The sequence below is a fragment of the Microbispora sp. H10949 genome, assembly GCF_014161435.1.
GTDB classification, from domain to species: domain Bacteria; phylum Actinomycetota; class Actinomycetes; order Streptosporangiales; family Streptosporangiaceae; genus Microbispora; species Microbispora triticiradicis.
The window spans coordinates 1-13,940 of record NZ_JABBWZ010000020.1 but is presented as its reverse complement, the minus strand read 5'-3'; the positions used below and the strand labels follow the sequence as shown (position 1 = coordinate 13,940).

General features: G+C 71.6%; 15 protein-coding genes. 9 read left to right on the top strand and 6 right to left on the bottom strand.

Translation table 11 applies throughout. The annotated features are described in order from the left end of the window. Nucleotides 1-43 precede the first annotated feature (43 nt). From grpE to HHX40_RS34155, 3 genes are all read right to left on the bottom strand, one after another. Nucleotides 44-694: a nucleotide exchange factor GrpE gene (gene grpE, locus HHX40_RS34165; RefSeq protein ID WP_117409138.1), complete on the bottom strand. Its 651-nt coding sequence runs from the start codon at nt 692-694 to the stop codon at nt 44-46. Then, nucleotides 691-2,565: a molecular chaperone DnaK gene (gene dnaK, locus HHX40_RS34160; protein ID WP_117409139.1), complete on the bottom strand. Its 1,875-nt coding sequence runs from the start codon at nt 2,563-2,565 to the stop codon at nt 691-693. Before dnaK ends, grpE begins: the two co-directional genes overlap by 4 nt. A 188-nt stretch (nt 2,566-2,753) precedes the next feature. Beyond that, nucleotides 2,754-3,236 (bottom strand): hypothetical protein, encoded by a 483-nt coding sequence (locus HHX40_RS34155; protein WP_182883863.1) that lies wholly within the window; start codon nt 3,234-3,236, stop codon nt 2,754-2,756. Between the two features lie 70 nt (nt 3,237-3,306). On the opposite strand from HHX40_RS34155, the gene HHX40_RS34150 reads away from it, so the two are divergent. Both HHX40_RS34150 and HHX40_RS34145 read left to right on the top strand, forming a co-directional pair. Further along, entirely contained in the window at nt 3,307-4,035 is a 729-nt protein-coding gene (locus tag HHX40_RS34150) for an ABC transporter ATP-binding protein (RefSeq protein WP_182883862.1), read from the top strand. After that, entirely contained in the window at nt 4,032-4,766 is a 735-nt protein-coding gene (locus HHX40_RS34145; RefSeq protein ID WP_182883861.1) for an ABC transporter permease, read from the top strand. The genes HHX40_RS34150 and HHX40_RS34145 overlap by 4 nt, the downstream gene beginning before the upstream one ends. 88 nt (nt 4,767-4,854) lie before the next feature. On the opposite strand, the gene HHX40_RS34140 is transcribed toward HHX40_RS34145, so the two are convergent. Then, nucleotides 4,855-6,426 (bottom strand): alpha/beta hydrolase, encoded by a 1,572-nt coding sequence (locus HHX40_RS34140; RefSeq protein ID WP_182883860.1) that lies wholly within the window; start codon nt 6,424-6,426, stop codon nt 4,855-4,857. Between the two features lie 238 nt (nt 6,427-6,664). Here HHX40_RS34140 and proC point away from each other — a divergent pair, with 238 nt between their 5' ends. From proC to HHX40_RS34105, 7 genes are all read left to right on the top strand, one after another. Beyond that, nucleotides 6,665-7,459 (top strand): pyrroline-5-carboxylate reductase, encoded by a 795-nt coding sequence (gene proC / locus HHX40_RS34135; protein ID WP_117409144.1) that lies wholly within the window; start codon nt 6,665-6,667, stop codon nt 7,457-7,459. Between the two features lie 151 nt (nt 7,460-7,610). Then, nucleotides 7,611-8,774 (top strand): acetoin utilization protein AcuC, encoded by a 1,164-nt coding sequence (locus HHX40_RS34130; RefSeq protein WP_182883859.1) that lies wholly within the window; start codon nt 7,611-7,613, stop codon nt 8,772-8,774. Nucleotides 8,775-8,816: 42 nt separating this feature from the next. Beyond that, entirely contained in the window at nt 8,817-9,644 is an 828-nt protein-coding gene (locus tag HHX40_RS34125; protein WP_182883858.1) for a phosphatase, read from the top strand. Nucleotides 9,645-9,954: 310 nt separating this feature from the next. Then, a complete protein-coding gene (locus HHX40_RS34120) occupies nt 9,955-10,158 on the top strand; it encodes a helix-turn-helix domain-containing protein (RefSeq protein ID WP_030456159.1) in 204 nt (67 codons plus the stop codon). Between the two features lie 157 nt (nt 10,159-10,315). Next, nucleotides 10,316-10,414 carry a 30S ribosomal protein bS22 gene (locus HHX40_RS34115; protein ID WP_018654693.1) on the top strand — a complete coding sequence of 33 codons (99 nt, stop codon included), beginning with the start codon at nt 10,316-10,318 and terminating at the stop codon, nt 10,412-10,414. A gap of 78 nt (nt 10,415-10,492) precedes the next feature. Further along, nucleotides 10,493-11,557, top strand: a complete 1,065-nt coding sequence (locus tag HHX40_RS34110) for an NAD-dependent epimerase/dehydratase family protein (protein ID WP_182883857.1) — start codon at nt 10,493-10,495, stop codon at nt 11,555-11,557. A 4-nt stretch (nt 11,558-11,561) separates the two neighbouring features. After that, the gene (locus HHX40_RS34105; protein ID WP_182883856.1) at nt 11,562-12,464 is read left to right on the top strand and encodes a lysophospholipid acyltransferase family protein; all 903 of its coding nucleotides are present in this window, start codon (nt 11,562-11,564) and stop codon (nt 12,462-12,464) included. A gap of 29 nt (nt 12,465-12,493) precedes the next feature. Here the strand turns inward: HHX40_RS34105 and HHX40_RS34100 are convergent, their stop codons facing one another. Then, a complete protein-coding gene (locus HHX40_RS34100; RefSeq protein WP_182883855.1) occupies nt 12,494-13,363 on the bottom strand; it encodes an HAD family hydrolase in 870 nt (289 codons plus the stop codon). 55 nt (nt 13,364-13,418) lie between these two features. Then, a partial coding sequence (locus HHX40_RS34095; protein WP_220499933.1) for a DUF5667 domain-containing protein occupies nt 13,419-13,940 on the bottom strand: 522 nt, incomplete at its 5' end.

Genomic DNA, 13,940 nt, shown 5'->3' with positions numbered 1-13,940 from the left:
GGTCTCTCCCGATCCTTCCCGATCGGGAGAGACCCCGGGCTGTTCAGTTCTCGTCGGATCCATCGGCGGCGCCGGAGTCGTCCGCCGCGTCGCGCGGCGCCTCCTCCTCGCTCGGCTCGGCGACGGCCACCCGGGCCGGGCGCAGGATCCGGTCGTTGATCCGGTAGCCCGGCTGGAGGATCTCGACGCACGTCGGCTCCGTCACCTCCGCCGAGTAGCTGTGCAGCAGGGCCTCGTGCACGGTCGGGTCGAAGGGGTCGCCCTTCGTGCCGTACGTGGCCAGGCCCAGCTTGCCGACGGCCGCCTCCAGCGACTCGCTCACCTTCGCGAAGCCGCCGGTGAGCTCGCCGTGGTCGCGGGCGCGCCCGATGTCGTCGAGCACCGGCAGCAACTCGGTGAGCACGCTCGCGACGGCCTGCTCCTTGACGGTGATCCGGTCGCGCTCGACCCGCTTGCGGTAGTTGCTGAACTCCGCCTGCAGGCGCTGGAGATCGGCGGTGCGCTCGGCGAGCAGGTCCGCGGCGGACCCGTCGGCCGCCACGGCCTCCGGCTCCTGGGCGACGGAGGAGGACTCCTCCTGCGCCACGCCGTCGTCCGCCGTGGTGGCCTCACGGGCCCTGCCGGTCTCCGGGTCGATCTTGCGGTTGTCGCGGATCACCGGCTCCTCCCCGGAACCGTTCTCACGCGGGCTCACTTGGTGCCGCCCTCCCGCTCGTCGTCGACGATCTCGGCCTCGACGACGTCCTCGTCGGCCTTGGCCTGCTGGCCGCCCGCACCGGCGTCCGCGCCGGGCGCGGCGCCCTCGGCTCCGGCCGCCTGGGACTGGGCGTAGATCGCCGAGCCCATCTTCTGGCTGACGGTCGCGAGCTTCTCGGCGGAGTCGCGGATGACGGCCGTGTCGGTGCCCTCCAGCGCCTTCTTCAGCTCGGCGAGGGAGTCGTTGACCTCGGTCTTCACGTCGGCCGGGACCTTGTCGTCGTTCTCGCGGAGGAACTTCTCCGTCTGGTAGGCCAGCGCGTCCGCGTTGTTGCGGACCTCGGCGTCCTCGCGGCGCTTCCGGTCGTCCTCGGCGTAGGACTCCGCCTCGCGCATCATCCGCTCGATGTCGTCCTTGCCCAGGGCCGAGCCGCCGGTGATGGTCATCGACTGCTCCTTGCCCGTGCCGAGGTCCTTCGCCGACACGTTCACGATGCCGTTGGCGTCGATGTCGAAGGTGACCTCGATCTGCGGGATGCCACGCGGGGCCGGGGCGATGCCGGTCAGCTCGAAGGTGGCTAGCTTCTTGTTGTACGCCGCGATCTCACGCTCGCCCTGGTAGACCTGGATCTGCACCGACGGCTGGTTGTCCTCGGCCGTGGTGAAGACCTCCGAGCGCTTGGTCGGGATCGTCGTGTTGCGCTCGATGATCTTGGTGAAGATCCCGCCCTTGGTCTCGATGCCGAGGCTCAGCGGGGTCACGTCGAGCAGCAGGACGTCCTTGACCTCGCCCTTGAGGACACCGGCCTGGAGCGCGGCGCCGATGGCGACGACCTCGTCCGGGTTCACGCCCTTGTTGGGCTCCTTGCCGCCGGTCAGCTCCTTGACCAGCTCGGAGACGGCCGGCATGCGGGTCGAGCCGCCGACCAGCACGACGTGGGCGATGTCGGAGACCTTGACGCCGGCGTCCTTGATGACCTGGTGGAAGGGGCCCTTGCAGCGTTCGAGCAGGTCGGCGGTGATCCGCTGGAACTCCGCCCGGGTCAGCTTCTCCTCCAGGTGCAGCGGGCCCTCGGAGGAGGCGGTGATGTAGGGCAGGTTGATCGTGGTCTCGGTCTGCGCCGACAGTTCGATCTTCGCCTTCTCGGCCGCCTCGCGCAGGCGCTGGAGGGCCATCTTGTCCTTGGCCAGGTCGACCCCGTGCGCGTTCTTGAAGCGGGTCACCAGTTCGTCGACGACGCGCTGGTCCCAGTCGTCGCCGCCGAGGTGGTTGTCACCGCTGGTCGCCTTGACCTCGACGAACCCGTGCCCGTCCTCCTGGCCGACGTCGAGCAGGGACACGTCGAAGGTGCCGCCGCCGAGGTCGAAGACCAGGATGGTCTGGTCCTTCTCCTTGTCCAGGCCGTAGGCCAGGGCCGCGGAGGTGGGCTCGTTGATGATGCGCAGCACGTTGAGGCCCGCGATCTGGCCGGCCTCCTTGGTGGCCTGCCGCTGCGAGTCGTTGAAGTAGGCGGGAACGGTGATCACCGCGTCGGTGATCTTCTCGCCCAGGTACGCCTCCGCGTCCTGCTTGAGCTTCTGCAGGACGAAAGCGCTGATCTGCTGGGGCGTGAACTTCTTGCCGTCGATCTCGACGGTCCAGTTCGTGCCCATCTCACGCTTGACCGAGCGGATGGTGCGGTCGACGTTGGTCACCGCCTGCCGCTTGGCCACCTCGCCGACGAGGACCTCTCCGTTCTTCGCGAACGCGACCACGGACGGCGTGGTCCGCGACCCCTGCGCGTTCGCGATGACCGTGGGCTCGCCGCCCTCGAGAATCGAGACGACGGAGTTGGTCGTCCCCAGGTCGATACCTACCGCACGTGCCATGAGTACGTCCTTGTAGTCAAAGTTGAGTCGGTCAGACTCAAATGATGGACCCGATCCGGGTTCCTGTCAAACGTCTTGAGTCTACGAGGCTCAACCCCGGGGCGCGCGGATTTAGTCCCCGCATCCGCGATCCCGCACCACGTCCGCGCCTGCCCCATCCAGGGCGAAGCTCACGGCCCGGCTTTGCCTTACTTTGCGCCGTCCACCACCTTCCGGTCGCCCAGAGGGGACTCGAGCCGCACCTGCGTGGTCTTCCGGATGGCGATCGCGATGCAGACGGCGTCGGGGGAGCGCCGGTCCTGCCCCTCGTACACGGTGACCGTCACCTCGCGCACGGTCTCCTTCACGTCGACGTGGTCGAGCACCTGGCAGGGCTCCACACCCGACCACCACACGACGTCGAGAGAGCGGCCGCCGTCCGCGGGTGTGGCGCTCTCCCACGGGACCGCGCGCGTGTTCAGGGTGGGCCCCGCCGGGGTCACGGGGGACGCGGAGGCGCCGGGCGCGACGGTCCCGGCCCCCGGCGGGACGACCGGAGCCGGAGCCGACTGGGGACCCGTCCCGGCGCCGGAGGGCGAGCCCTCCGGCTGCTCGGGGTGGGCCGAGGTGGAGGACGCCCCTCCGCAGGCGACCGCCAGGAACAGGAGGGCCACGAGCCAGAGCTTTCTCATGTCCCTTACACGGCTGTCAAGCGCCGGTGGTTCATTGACGGGCCGGGCTGCGTGGGCTTAATTTCATCACATGATGAATTTATCGGCTCCCGCGGTCGCCGTACGCGGTCTGCGGGTGTCCAGAGGTAGGGCGGAAGTGCTGCACGGGCTGACCTTCGAGGTGCCCCGAGGTCAGGTCACCGGGCTGCTCGGGCCGAGCGGCTGCGGCAAGACGACGCTGATGCGGGCGGTCGTCGGGGTCCAGGTCGTCTCAGGCGGGGAGGTGACCGTGCTCGGCGAGCCCGCCGGGAGCGCGGGCCTGCGGCGCAGGATCGGCTACTCGACCCAGAGCCCGGCCGTCTACCGCGACCTGACGGTGCTGGAGAACCTCCGCTACTTCGCCGCCGTGCTCGGGGCGCCGAAGGACGACCCCGAGCGGGTGCTGGCCGAGGTGGGACTCGCGGACGCCGCCCACCAGCTCGGCGCCACCCTCTCCGGCGGTCAGCTCAACCGGGCCGGGCTCGCGGTGGCCATGCTCGGCCGGCCCGAACTGCTCGTGCTCGACGAGCCGACCGTCGGGCTCGACCCGGTGCTGCGGCAGGAGCTGTGGGCGCTGTTCCACCGCCTCGCCGAGCGCGGCGCGACGCTCCTCGTCTCCAGCCACGTCATGGACGAGGCCGCGCGCTGCGAGCGGCTGGTCGTGCTGCGCCAGGGGGAGATCCTCGCCGACGACACCCCCGACGGGCTGCGGGGGCGCACCCGCACGTCCGATCTGGAGAAGGCGTTCCTGCGCCTGATCGCCGAGAGGGCCGCGGCATGAGCCTCGTGATCACTCTCGCCACCGCGCGCCGCATCCTGACCCAGCTCCGCCACGACAGGCGCACCGTCGCGCTGATGGTGCTCGTGCCGACGCTGGTGATGATCCTGCTCTACTACGTGATCGACGACGAGCGGGCGTTCGGCCGGTTCGCTCCGGTCCTGCTGTGCGTGTTCCCGTTCCTGGTGATGTTCCTCGTCACCTCGATCGCCACCCTGCGCGAGCGTACGTCGGGGACGCTGGAGCGGCTCATGGCGATGCCGCTCGGGCGGCTCGACCTCCTGCTCGGGTACGGCCTCGCCTTCGGCCTGGCGGCCTGCGTCCAGGTGGCGCTGGCGCTGGCGGTCTCCCTCACCTGGCTCGGCCTGGAGATCCCGGGCCCCCTGTGGCCGCTGGTGCTCGTCGCGCTGCTCGACGCCCTGCTCGGCACCGCGCTCGGCCTGCTGTGCAGCGCGTTCGCCCGTACGGAGTTCCAGGCCGTGCAGCTGATGCCGGTCGTCATGATCCCCCAGGTGCTGCTCGGGGGGATCCTCGTGCCCCGCGGCCGGATGACGCCCGTGCTCGAATGGATCTCCGACGTCCTGCCCATGTCGTACGCGATCGAGGCCATGGCGCACGCCTGCGCGGACACCGGCCCGGGCGGCGAGTTCTGGCGCGACGTGGCCCTGGTCGCCGGGTCGGCCGTGCTCGCGCTCCTCCTCGGCGCCGTGACGCTGCGCCGCCGTACGCCGTGAAGCGGCGCCCGGAGACGGACGGGCCCCCGGCCTGTCACAGGCCGGGGGCTCGCCGTGGGGGGTGTATCGGGGGGTGGGCCGGGAGAGGTCAGCGTTCGCCGGGCACCCAGTCGTCGATCTGCGTCGGCGTCGCGTTCAGCGCGGCGGCCCGGGCCGGCGGAACCGGGTCGGCGAACGGCGCGCAGTGCAGGTCCGGCCCCGGACGGCTCGCGGGCAGCGTGCCGTCGGTCAGGTAGGCCTTCCAGGCGTCGTCGACGCAGGCGTTGCCCCGTCCGGTCAGGCCGTGGTTGCCGCCGCCGTCCATGACGACGAGGCGCGAGTTCGGGAAGCGCCTGTGCATCTCGACCCCGCCCTCGTACGGCGTGGCGCCGTCCTTGGTGTCCTGGAAGAACAGCGCGTTCTTGATGAGCCGGCCGTCGATCCGCTGCTCGTGCGCCGCGCGCACCGGCCAGAAGGCGCACTGCGCGTTGAACCAGGCGTTGCCCCAGCTCAGGAAGGGCGCGGCGCGGTACGACTGCCACATGTCGCGGTGCCACCTGGGCCAGTCGCGCGGCCAGCTCGCGTCGGAGCACTCGACCGCGGAGTAGACGGCGAAGGTGTTGTCGTCGCCGCTGGAGTCGCCGTACGTGCCGTAGGCGGCGAGGAGCGGAGCCGCCTCACCGGCGGTCAGGTACCGGGACAGCGCGTCCGCGAGCAGCGGCCAGCGGCTCTTGAGGTAGCCGCCCGCCAGGTAGGTGTCGTCGAACTCGTCCGGCCCGACCCGGCCCTCCGCCGGGGTGTCCTTCAGCTTGGCGCGGGCCGCGTAGAACGCCTTCTCCACCTCGTCGCCGGTGGTGCCGAGGTGGTAGGTCGAGTCGTACTGGGCGATCCAGGCGAAGAAGTCCTTGGCGCGGCCCTCGAACGCGTGGTTCTGGTCGATGTTGGCCTCGTACCACACCCGCGAGGGGTTGACGATGCTGTCCAGCACGAGCCGGCGGACCCTGTTCGGGAACAGCGTCGCGTACGTCGCGCCGAGGTAGGTGCCGTAGGAGTAGCCGACGTAGCTGATCTGCTCCTGGCCGAGGGCCCTGCGGATCTGGTCCATGTCGTTGGCCGCGTCGGCCGTGGTCATGTTCTTGAGCAGGTCGCCGTAGATCCGGCCGCACGCCTCCGCGTAGTTCCGGGAGCGCTGGGCCCAGGCCAGCTCCTCGGTGATGTTCGCGGGCACGTAGTCGGGCCGCACCGGGTCGGCGAAGTGCGGGTCGCAGCTCAGCGAGGGCTCGCTGGAGCCGACGCCGCGCGGGTCGAAGCCGATCAGGTCGTACTGCGCGGCGAGCGTGGGCCCCAGCCGCGTCTGCATGACCGCCGGGTACGCGAGGCCGCTGCCGCCGGGGCCGCCGGGGTTGAACAGGATCACGCCCTGGTAGTGGGCCGTGTCCGTCGCCTTCCTGCGGGAGACCGCGATCTTGATCTTCTCGCCCTTGGGACGGCCGTAGTCCAGGGGGACCTCGATCTTCGTGCACTCGACGCCCGTGGGCAGGCCCTCGCACTGGGTCCACTGCGGCGCGGGAGCCGGCGGCGCGTGCTCGGCGCCCGGGGGTGCGCCGGCCGCGGGCGACGCGGCCAGCACGCCGCTCAGACCCAGGCCAGCGGCGGCCAGCGCAACGAGGATCTTCTTCACGTGCACCCCTTCGGCGCCGGTGGCCCCGTCGATGGAGCCGATTCATGGACACCCTCGGCCGATCATCCGGGCAAAAGAGTAGTAAAGCGACACTTGCCGTCACTTGGATGCAAAACCGCAACATTTGTGGTGGGCATGGGATGACGCGAGGTGTCGGAGGCCGCCGGGCCGCGACACGCTCCTCCGGCGGGATCGGTAAGCTGCGCGCAGATCCCGGCGAGTACAGGAAGGCACAGGGATGATCGCGATCCTCGGGACCGGAAAGATGGGCGAGGCCCTGCTCTCCGGGCTGGTACGCGCCGGTCTGCGGCCGGACGAGATCGTGGCGACGGCCCGCAGGCCCGAGCGGGCCGAGGCGCTGCGCGAGCGGTACGGCGTGCGGGTGGCGGGCAACGCCGAGGCCGCCAAGCTGGCCGAGACGCTCATCCTCGCCGTCAAGCCGCAGGACATGGGCGCGCTGCTGGCCGAGATCGCTCCGCACGTGCCCGCCGACCGGCTGGTGATCTCCGTCGCCGCCGGCATCACGACCGCCTTCGTGGAGACCAGGCTCGGGGACGGCGTGGCGGTCGTCCGCGTCATGTCGAACACGCCCGTCCTGGTCGACGAGGCCATGAGCGTCATCTCGGCCGGGGCGCACGCCTCCGAGGAGCACCTCAGGCGCACCGAGGCGCTGCTCAGCCCGGTGGGCAAGGTGCTGCGCATCCCGGAGGCGCAGCAGGACGCCGCCACCGCGCTGTCCGGCAGCGGCCCGGCGTACTTCTTCTACCTCGTCGAGGCGATGGTCGACGCCGGGATCCTGCTGGGCATGCCGCGCGCCGCCGCCCTCGACATGGTCACCCAGTCGATCGTCGGCGCCGCGATCATGCTGCGCGACTCGGGGGAGCACCCGGTGATCCTGCGCGAGGCCGTGACCTCGCCCGGAGGCACCACGATCGCCGCCATCGCCGAGCTGGAACGGCACAAGGTCAGGGCCGCGTTCCTCGACGCGATCGAGGCCGCCTGCGAGCGCAGCCGCCGTCTCGCCTCCGGCTGAGGGCCGTACGCGCGAGCCGTGACGCACGGGCGAGGCGGGGCCCCGCTGTGACGGTCACGCACGAGGCCCGGACACGAGCCGGAGCGACGGCGTCAAGGTTCGGGTACGGGCGATAACGTTCTGGTATGAGTCACTGCGATGGCGTCGCCGCATGAGCCGGGCGGTGCGGGTCGTCTGGGACGACGCCCTGGTCACGTACGACTTCGGGCCCGGCCACCCCCTCGCGCCCGTGCGCGTCGAGCTCACCATGGCGCTCGCCCGCGAGATGGGCGTGCTCGACACGGTCGAGACGACCGGCTGCGTCCCCGCCACCGACGACGAGATCGCGCTGGTCCACAAGCGGGACTACATCGAGGCGGTCAAGACCGTCTCCCGGGACGGCCGCCCCGACCTGCGGTACGGGCTCGGCACCGAGGACAACCCCGCCTTCGCCGGGGTGCACGAGGCGTCCGCGCTGGTCACCGGGGCCACGCTGGCCGCCGCCAGGGCCGTGTGGGACGGTACGGCCGAGCACGCGGTGAACGTCGCGGGAGGCCTGCACCACGCGATGCCCGGCGCCGCCAGCGGCTTCTGCGTCTACAACGACCCGGCGGTGGCGATCGCGTGGCTGCTGTCGCACGGCGCGTCCCGCGTCGCGTACGTGGACGTGGACGTGCACCACGGCGACGGCGTGCAGGCGGCGTTCCACGACGATCCCCGGGTGCTCACGATCAGCCTGCACGAGAGCCCGCGCACGCTCTTCCCCGGCACCGGGTTCCCGCACGAGACGGGCGCCGAGGGCACCGCGGTCAACGTCGCGCTGCCGGCGGGCTGCGGCGACGCCGGGTGGCTACGGGCCTTCCACGCGGTCGTCCCGCCGTTGCTGCGGCACTTCCGGCCGCAGGTCCTGGTCACCCAGCAGGGATGCGACAGCCACGCACTCGACCCGCTGGCGCACCTCATGCTCAGCCTCGACGGGCAGCGCACGACGTACGCCGCGCTGCACCGGCTGGCCCACGAGACCGCGGGCGGACGCTGGATCGCGCTGGGCGGCGGGGGCTACGAACTCGTCCAGGTCGTGCCGAGAGCCTGGACGCACCTGATCGCCGAGGCCGCCGGGAGTCCCGTCGACCCCGGCACCGCCACGCCGGAGGCCTGGCGGACGTACGTGACGGAACGGACCGGAGAGGTCCCGCCGTTGCGGATGACCGACGGGCGGCACCCACAGTGGCGTGACTTCTCCGAAGGGTACGATCCAGCCGACGCCGTCGACCGGGCCGTCGTAGCGACCAGGAAGGCGGTGTTCCCCTTCCACGGCCTGGATCCCATGCCCTGACATGTCCGGAATTGCGCCGAGCCGAGGAGCGCTGTAGCAGTCGTGACCCGACCGTCCTCCCCGCCGTCCTCCCGATCCTCCTCCCCGCCGTCCCCGGCCTCGCCCTCCCGGGCCGAACTGCGCGAGCACCTCGTACGGACCGCCATCGCCGGCGACGTCGCCACCAGCCGGGAGAACAACCTCGATCACTACCGGTCGCTCGCGCTGCGCGACCCGCACTACCTCTTCGGGCTCACCTTCGAGGGCGAGTGGTCCTACCACGACGTGCTGCGGCTGATGGCCGACCGGGCCGGGGTGGCGGCCGACCCCGGCCACCGCGAGGGCCAGGACACCATCGACCCCGATCGGACCATCGACGCGGTGGAGGAGATGGGGGACCGGGTCGCCAAGGTCCTGCGGCGTGGCTCGGCCCGGATCGTCGTGGCCACCGGCCACCCCACCGGCCTGCTCACCGTCCACCTCGCCCTGGCCAGGTTCGCGGCCGGGAACGGGGCGACCCTGCTGTCCCCCGCGGAGGGGTGGACGTACGTCGGCGGGCTCGGCCGCCGCAGGCGCATCCGCTACCTCGACGGCGTGGCGATGCTGGAGGACCGCGGCACGTTCGTGCACACCCACGACCCGCACCCGATGCGGGCGATGCTGGCCGAGGAGCGCCCCGACCTGGTGATCGCCGATCACGGCTGGGCGGGGGCGGCGGGCGAGGCCGGGGTCGAGACGGTGGGCTTCGCCGACAGCAACGACCCCGCGCTGTTCGTGGGGGAGGCGGAGGGCAAGATCGCCGTCAGCGTCCCGCTCGACGACAACGTGCTTCCCCGGCACTACGCCCCGTTGACCTCGTATCTGATCGCGCGCATCGCCCGTAGCCTCTGACACCCTTACGGACCTCCCAAATCGGGCATTTCGCGCCCGCTTTTGCACCGGTGTGTCGGGCGGTTGCCAACTTTTTTCTGATCCTGGGCGACTCTTATGTGAGAGAAGTTGGTCCGTTCCAAGATTGAGGCGAGGGGCACGGCCCTGCTGCTGCCAGCGACTTTCCCGATTTTGACGGCACACGGCTCCGCTGATGATGGAATGGGGGGTTTGCCTACTCGGAGTCCGGACTTACGCTGACGGCAGTACACGTGCGTGAGCGATGGCACCAGTGGGGATAACCCGGAAACACGTGCGGAAGAGGCGTCCGATGGGTGCAGGCGAAAGACCTCTCAGCGAGGTGAAGTTCTTGACGGTGGCCGAGGTGGCGACCGTCATGCGGGTGTCCAAGATGACGGTGTACCGGCTCGTGCACTCGGGCGAGTTACCGGCCATCCGTGTCGGCCGGTCCTTCAGAGTGCCCGAGCAGGCGGTGCACGACTACTTGCGGGACGCGTTCATCGAAGCGGGTTGAACGCCCTCGGACGACCACGCTTGACGGCGGCGTGGCCGGCCCCCGCCCGACGCGGGGTCCCCCGGGGGAGCGATCTACCGTGGATCGCCGGTAGTCTGTTGAGCCGGTGTGCGCTCGCGCGCCGGTTCGACTGTCACCACCTTCACCTGGGGGTCCCGTGGGCTCTGTGATCAAGAAGCGCCGCAAGCGCATGGCCAAGAAGAAGCACCGCAAGCTGCTGAAGAAGACCCGCATCCAGCGGCGTAACAAGAAGTAGCCGAGACGGAGCGCGCACCGGTCCCGAGGGACCGGGCGACCGTCGAACACGCACACGCACACCCCCGGCGAGGCGTCGATGACTCGTACCGTGCTGGTCACCGGTGTCCGCGGTCACATCGGCGCCCGTGTGGCGGCCGCGCTCGCGGGCGATCCGGAGATCGACCGCGTCATCGGCGTGGACACCGAGCCGCCGCCACCCCTTCGTGGGCGGGACGGCGGGCAGGACTGCCCGGTGCTCGGCCGCGCCGAGTTCGTCCGTGTCGCGCTGCGCGGCCCGGACCTGGCTCGGGTCATCCGGGACGCCGACGTCGACACGGTCGTGCACCTCAGCCTGGTCAGCGGCAGCGGCCGTGGAGACCACCGGGCCGGCGGGACGGGCGGTGGCCGGCCGGCCATGAAGGAGCACAACGTCATCGGCACGATGCAGTTGCTCGCGGCCTGCCAGCGCTCCGCCACGGTGCGCCGCGTGGTCGTGCGCTCCACCACGGCCGTGTACGGCTCCTCGCCGCACGCTCCGGCCGTGTTCACGGAGGACACCGAGCCCGTCGAGGTGGCGCACCACGGGTACGCCAGGGACGCCACGGAGGTCGAGACGTACGTCCGGGGCTTCGCCCGGCGGCGGCCCGACGTGACGACGACCACGCTGCGGTTCGCCAACCTCATGGGGCCCGGCGTCGACTCGCCGCTCACGCGCTACTTCTCGCAGCCCGTGCTGCCCACCGTGCTCGGCTTCGATCCGCGGCTGCAGTTCGTCCACGAGGACGACGCCGTCGAGGCGCTGTGCCGTACGGCCGGGACGGACCACCCCGGCGTGTTCAACGTGGCGGGCGACGGCGTCCTGCTGCTGTCGCAGTGCGCGCGGCGCACGGGCCGGCCGGTGGTCCCGCTGCCGTCCCCGGCCTTCCGCCTGGTCGGCGGGCTGGCCAGGGGCGCCCGGCTGGTCGACTTCTCGCCCGAGCAGCTCACGCTGATGAGCCACGGCCGCGCGGTGGACACCGCCAGGCTCACCGCCGAGCTCGGCTGGCGCCCGAAGTACGGCACGGCGGCGGCGTTCGACGACTTCCTGCGGTCCCGGGGCGGCCCCGGTCACCTGCCGCTCGCCGCGGTCGACTGGCTGGCCGGCCTCGTGACGAAGCGGTGACCCGATGAACGACTTCCAGGACCGGCGCGCGGCCGGGAACGGCCGCCCGGCCGACCCCGGGAGCGGCGACGACTCCGGCGAGCGGCTCGCGGAGCTGTTCGCCTTTCTGCGCCGCAGGATCACCGGCGACTACGAGGTCGACGAGTTCGGCTTCGATCCCGAGCTGAACGACCGGGTGCTGCTGGAGGCGCTGCGCCCGTTGTACCGGCACTGGTTCAGGACCGAGACCCTCGGCCTGGAGAACGTGCCGGCCGACGCCGGGGCCCTGATCGTGGCCAACCACTCCGGCACGCTGCCGGTGGACGCGCTCATGCTCCAGGTCGCGGTGAACGACGAGCTGGGCCGGCCGCTGCGCCTCCTCGGCGCCCACCTGGTCTACCAGCTCCCCGTGCTCGGGCATCTCGCCCGCAAGTCGGGGCACACGCTCGCCTGCCCCGAGGACGCCGACCGCCTGCTGCGCAAGGGTGAGGTCGTCGGCGTCTTCCCCGAGGGCTTCAAGGGCATCGGCAAGCCGTTCTCCGATCGCTACCGGCTGCAGAGGTTCGGCCGGGGCGGGTTCGTCGCCTCGGCGATCAGGGCCGGTGTACCGATCGTCCCATGTGCGATCGTCGGCGCGGAGGAGATCTATCCCAAGATCGGGGACGTCCCCTCGCTCGCGCGCCTGCTCGGCCTGCCGTACCTCCCGATCACGCCGCTGTTCCCCTGGCTCGGGCCGCTCGGCCTGGTCCCGCTGCCGTCGAAGTGGCTCATCGAGTTCGGCGAGCCGGTCCGCACCGACTCCTACGACCCGGAGGAGGCCGACGACCCCGCGGTGGTCTTCGACCTCACCGACCACGTCCGGGAGACCATGCAGCGGCGGCTCGACGCCCTGCGGCTGCGCCGGGGGGCCGCGTTCCCCCCGATCTGACGGCCGGTCTCGCGGTTCCGGCCCGGGCGTCAGAGGGTGGAGCGGTAGTGGCGGCGCAGCGCGATGCCGGCGGCGACGCCGCCCGCTATGGCCCCCGCCGTCGCCGCGATCGGCAGCCCGATCATGGTCGCCTTCCGGCCGGTCCGGAAGTCGCGGGTCTCCCAGCCGTTGTCCCTGGCGTGCTCGCGTAGCTCGCTGTCGGGGTTGATGGCGTACGGGTGACCCACGAGCGAGAGCATCGGCAGGTCGTTGGACGAGTCGCTGTAGGCCGAGCACCGGGCGAGGTCGAGGCCCTCGCGCCGGGCCAGCGCCCGTACGGCCTCGGCCTTGGCCGGGCCGTGCAGCAGGTCGCCGACCAGCCGCCCGGTGTAGGCGCCGTCGGCGGTCTCGGCGACCGTGCCGAGCGCGCCGGTGAGCCCGAGCCGCTGCGCGATGACCCGGGCCAGCTCCACCGGGGTCGCGGTGACCAGCCACACCCGCTGCCCGGCGTCGAGATGCGCCTGGGCCAGCGCGCGGGTGCCCGCCCACACGCGGTCGGCCATCACGTCGTCGTAGATCTCCTCGCCCAGCCGGACGACCTCGTCCACCTTGAGCCCCGCGACGAAGGCGAGGGCCATCTCCTTGGCCCTGGCGATGTGCTCGGGGTTCTCGTTGCCCCGGACGCGAAACCACGCCTGCCCGACCGCGAACTTCGCCAGGTCGCGGGTGGTGAACAGGCCCCGCGAGGCGAGCCCGCGCGCGAAGTGGTAGATGGAGGCGCCGCGCATCATGGTGTTGTCGACGTCGAAGAACGCCGCCGCGGTCAGATCAGGCACGACCTCGGGGGCGGACACCGCCGCGGCGGCGGCCACCTCACCGGCGATCTCCGCCGCTTCCCTCCGTCGCAATAGCCGCCTCATGGCTCATCAGCTTAACCGGCGGACACCGTCCCCAACGTGAGCGGGACATGACGTGTCAGCGTCCGGAAGCCGTGAAAGTGTCGATGTAACGCAGGTACTGCGTGGCCTTGTCGCGATTCTCCCCGTCGAGTTTCGGCAGCAGCGGCTCCACCACCTTGCGCTGCTGACGCGCGAACCGCCGCGCCTCGCCGTCGGCATGGCCCCGCAGCGCCACGCGGGTCAGCGCGGCCCTGGTCTTCGTCTCCATGTCGTCGAGCGTCTGGGCGATCAGCCGGCGGCGGTCGGGGGCGGCCTCGCCGATCAGCGAGGCGGTCTCGGCCGCCCGCAGCCGGGCCGCGGCCATCTCCCGCTCCGCCCGGTCCTTCTCGTCGTAAGCCAGGACGAGCACCGTCGACTCGGCCACCCGCTTCAGCGGGTACAGCACCTCGCCGGGCACCGCGTGGTACGTGCGCACGCCGGTGGCGAACATCCCGCTCAGCGCGACGCCGAAGACGAGGACGGGGCGCAGCCGGACGAGCAGGGACCGGCGGGGACGGGGCCGCCGGCTCCCGGCGGGGGCGGCGGGGGCGGCGGGGGC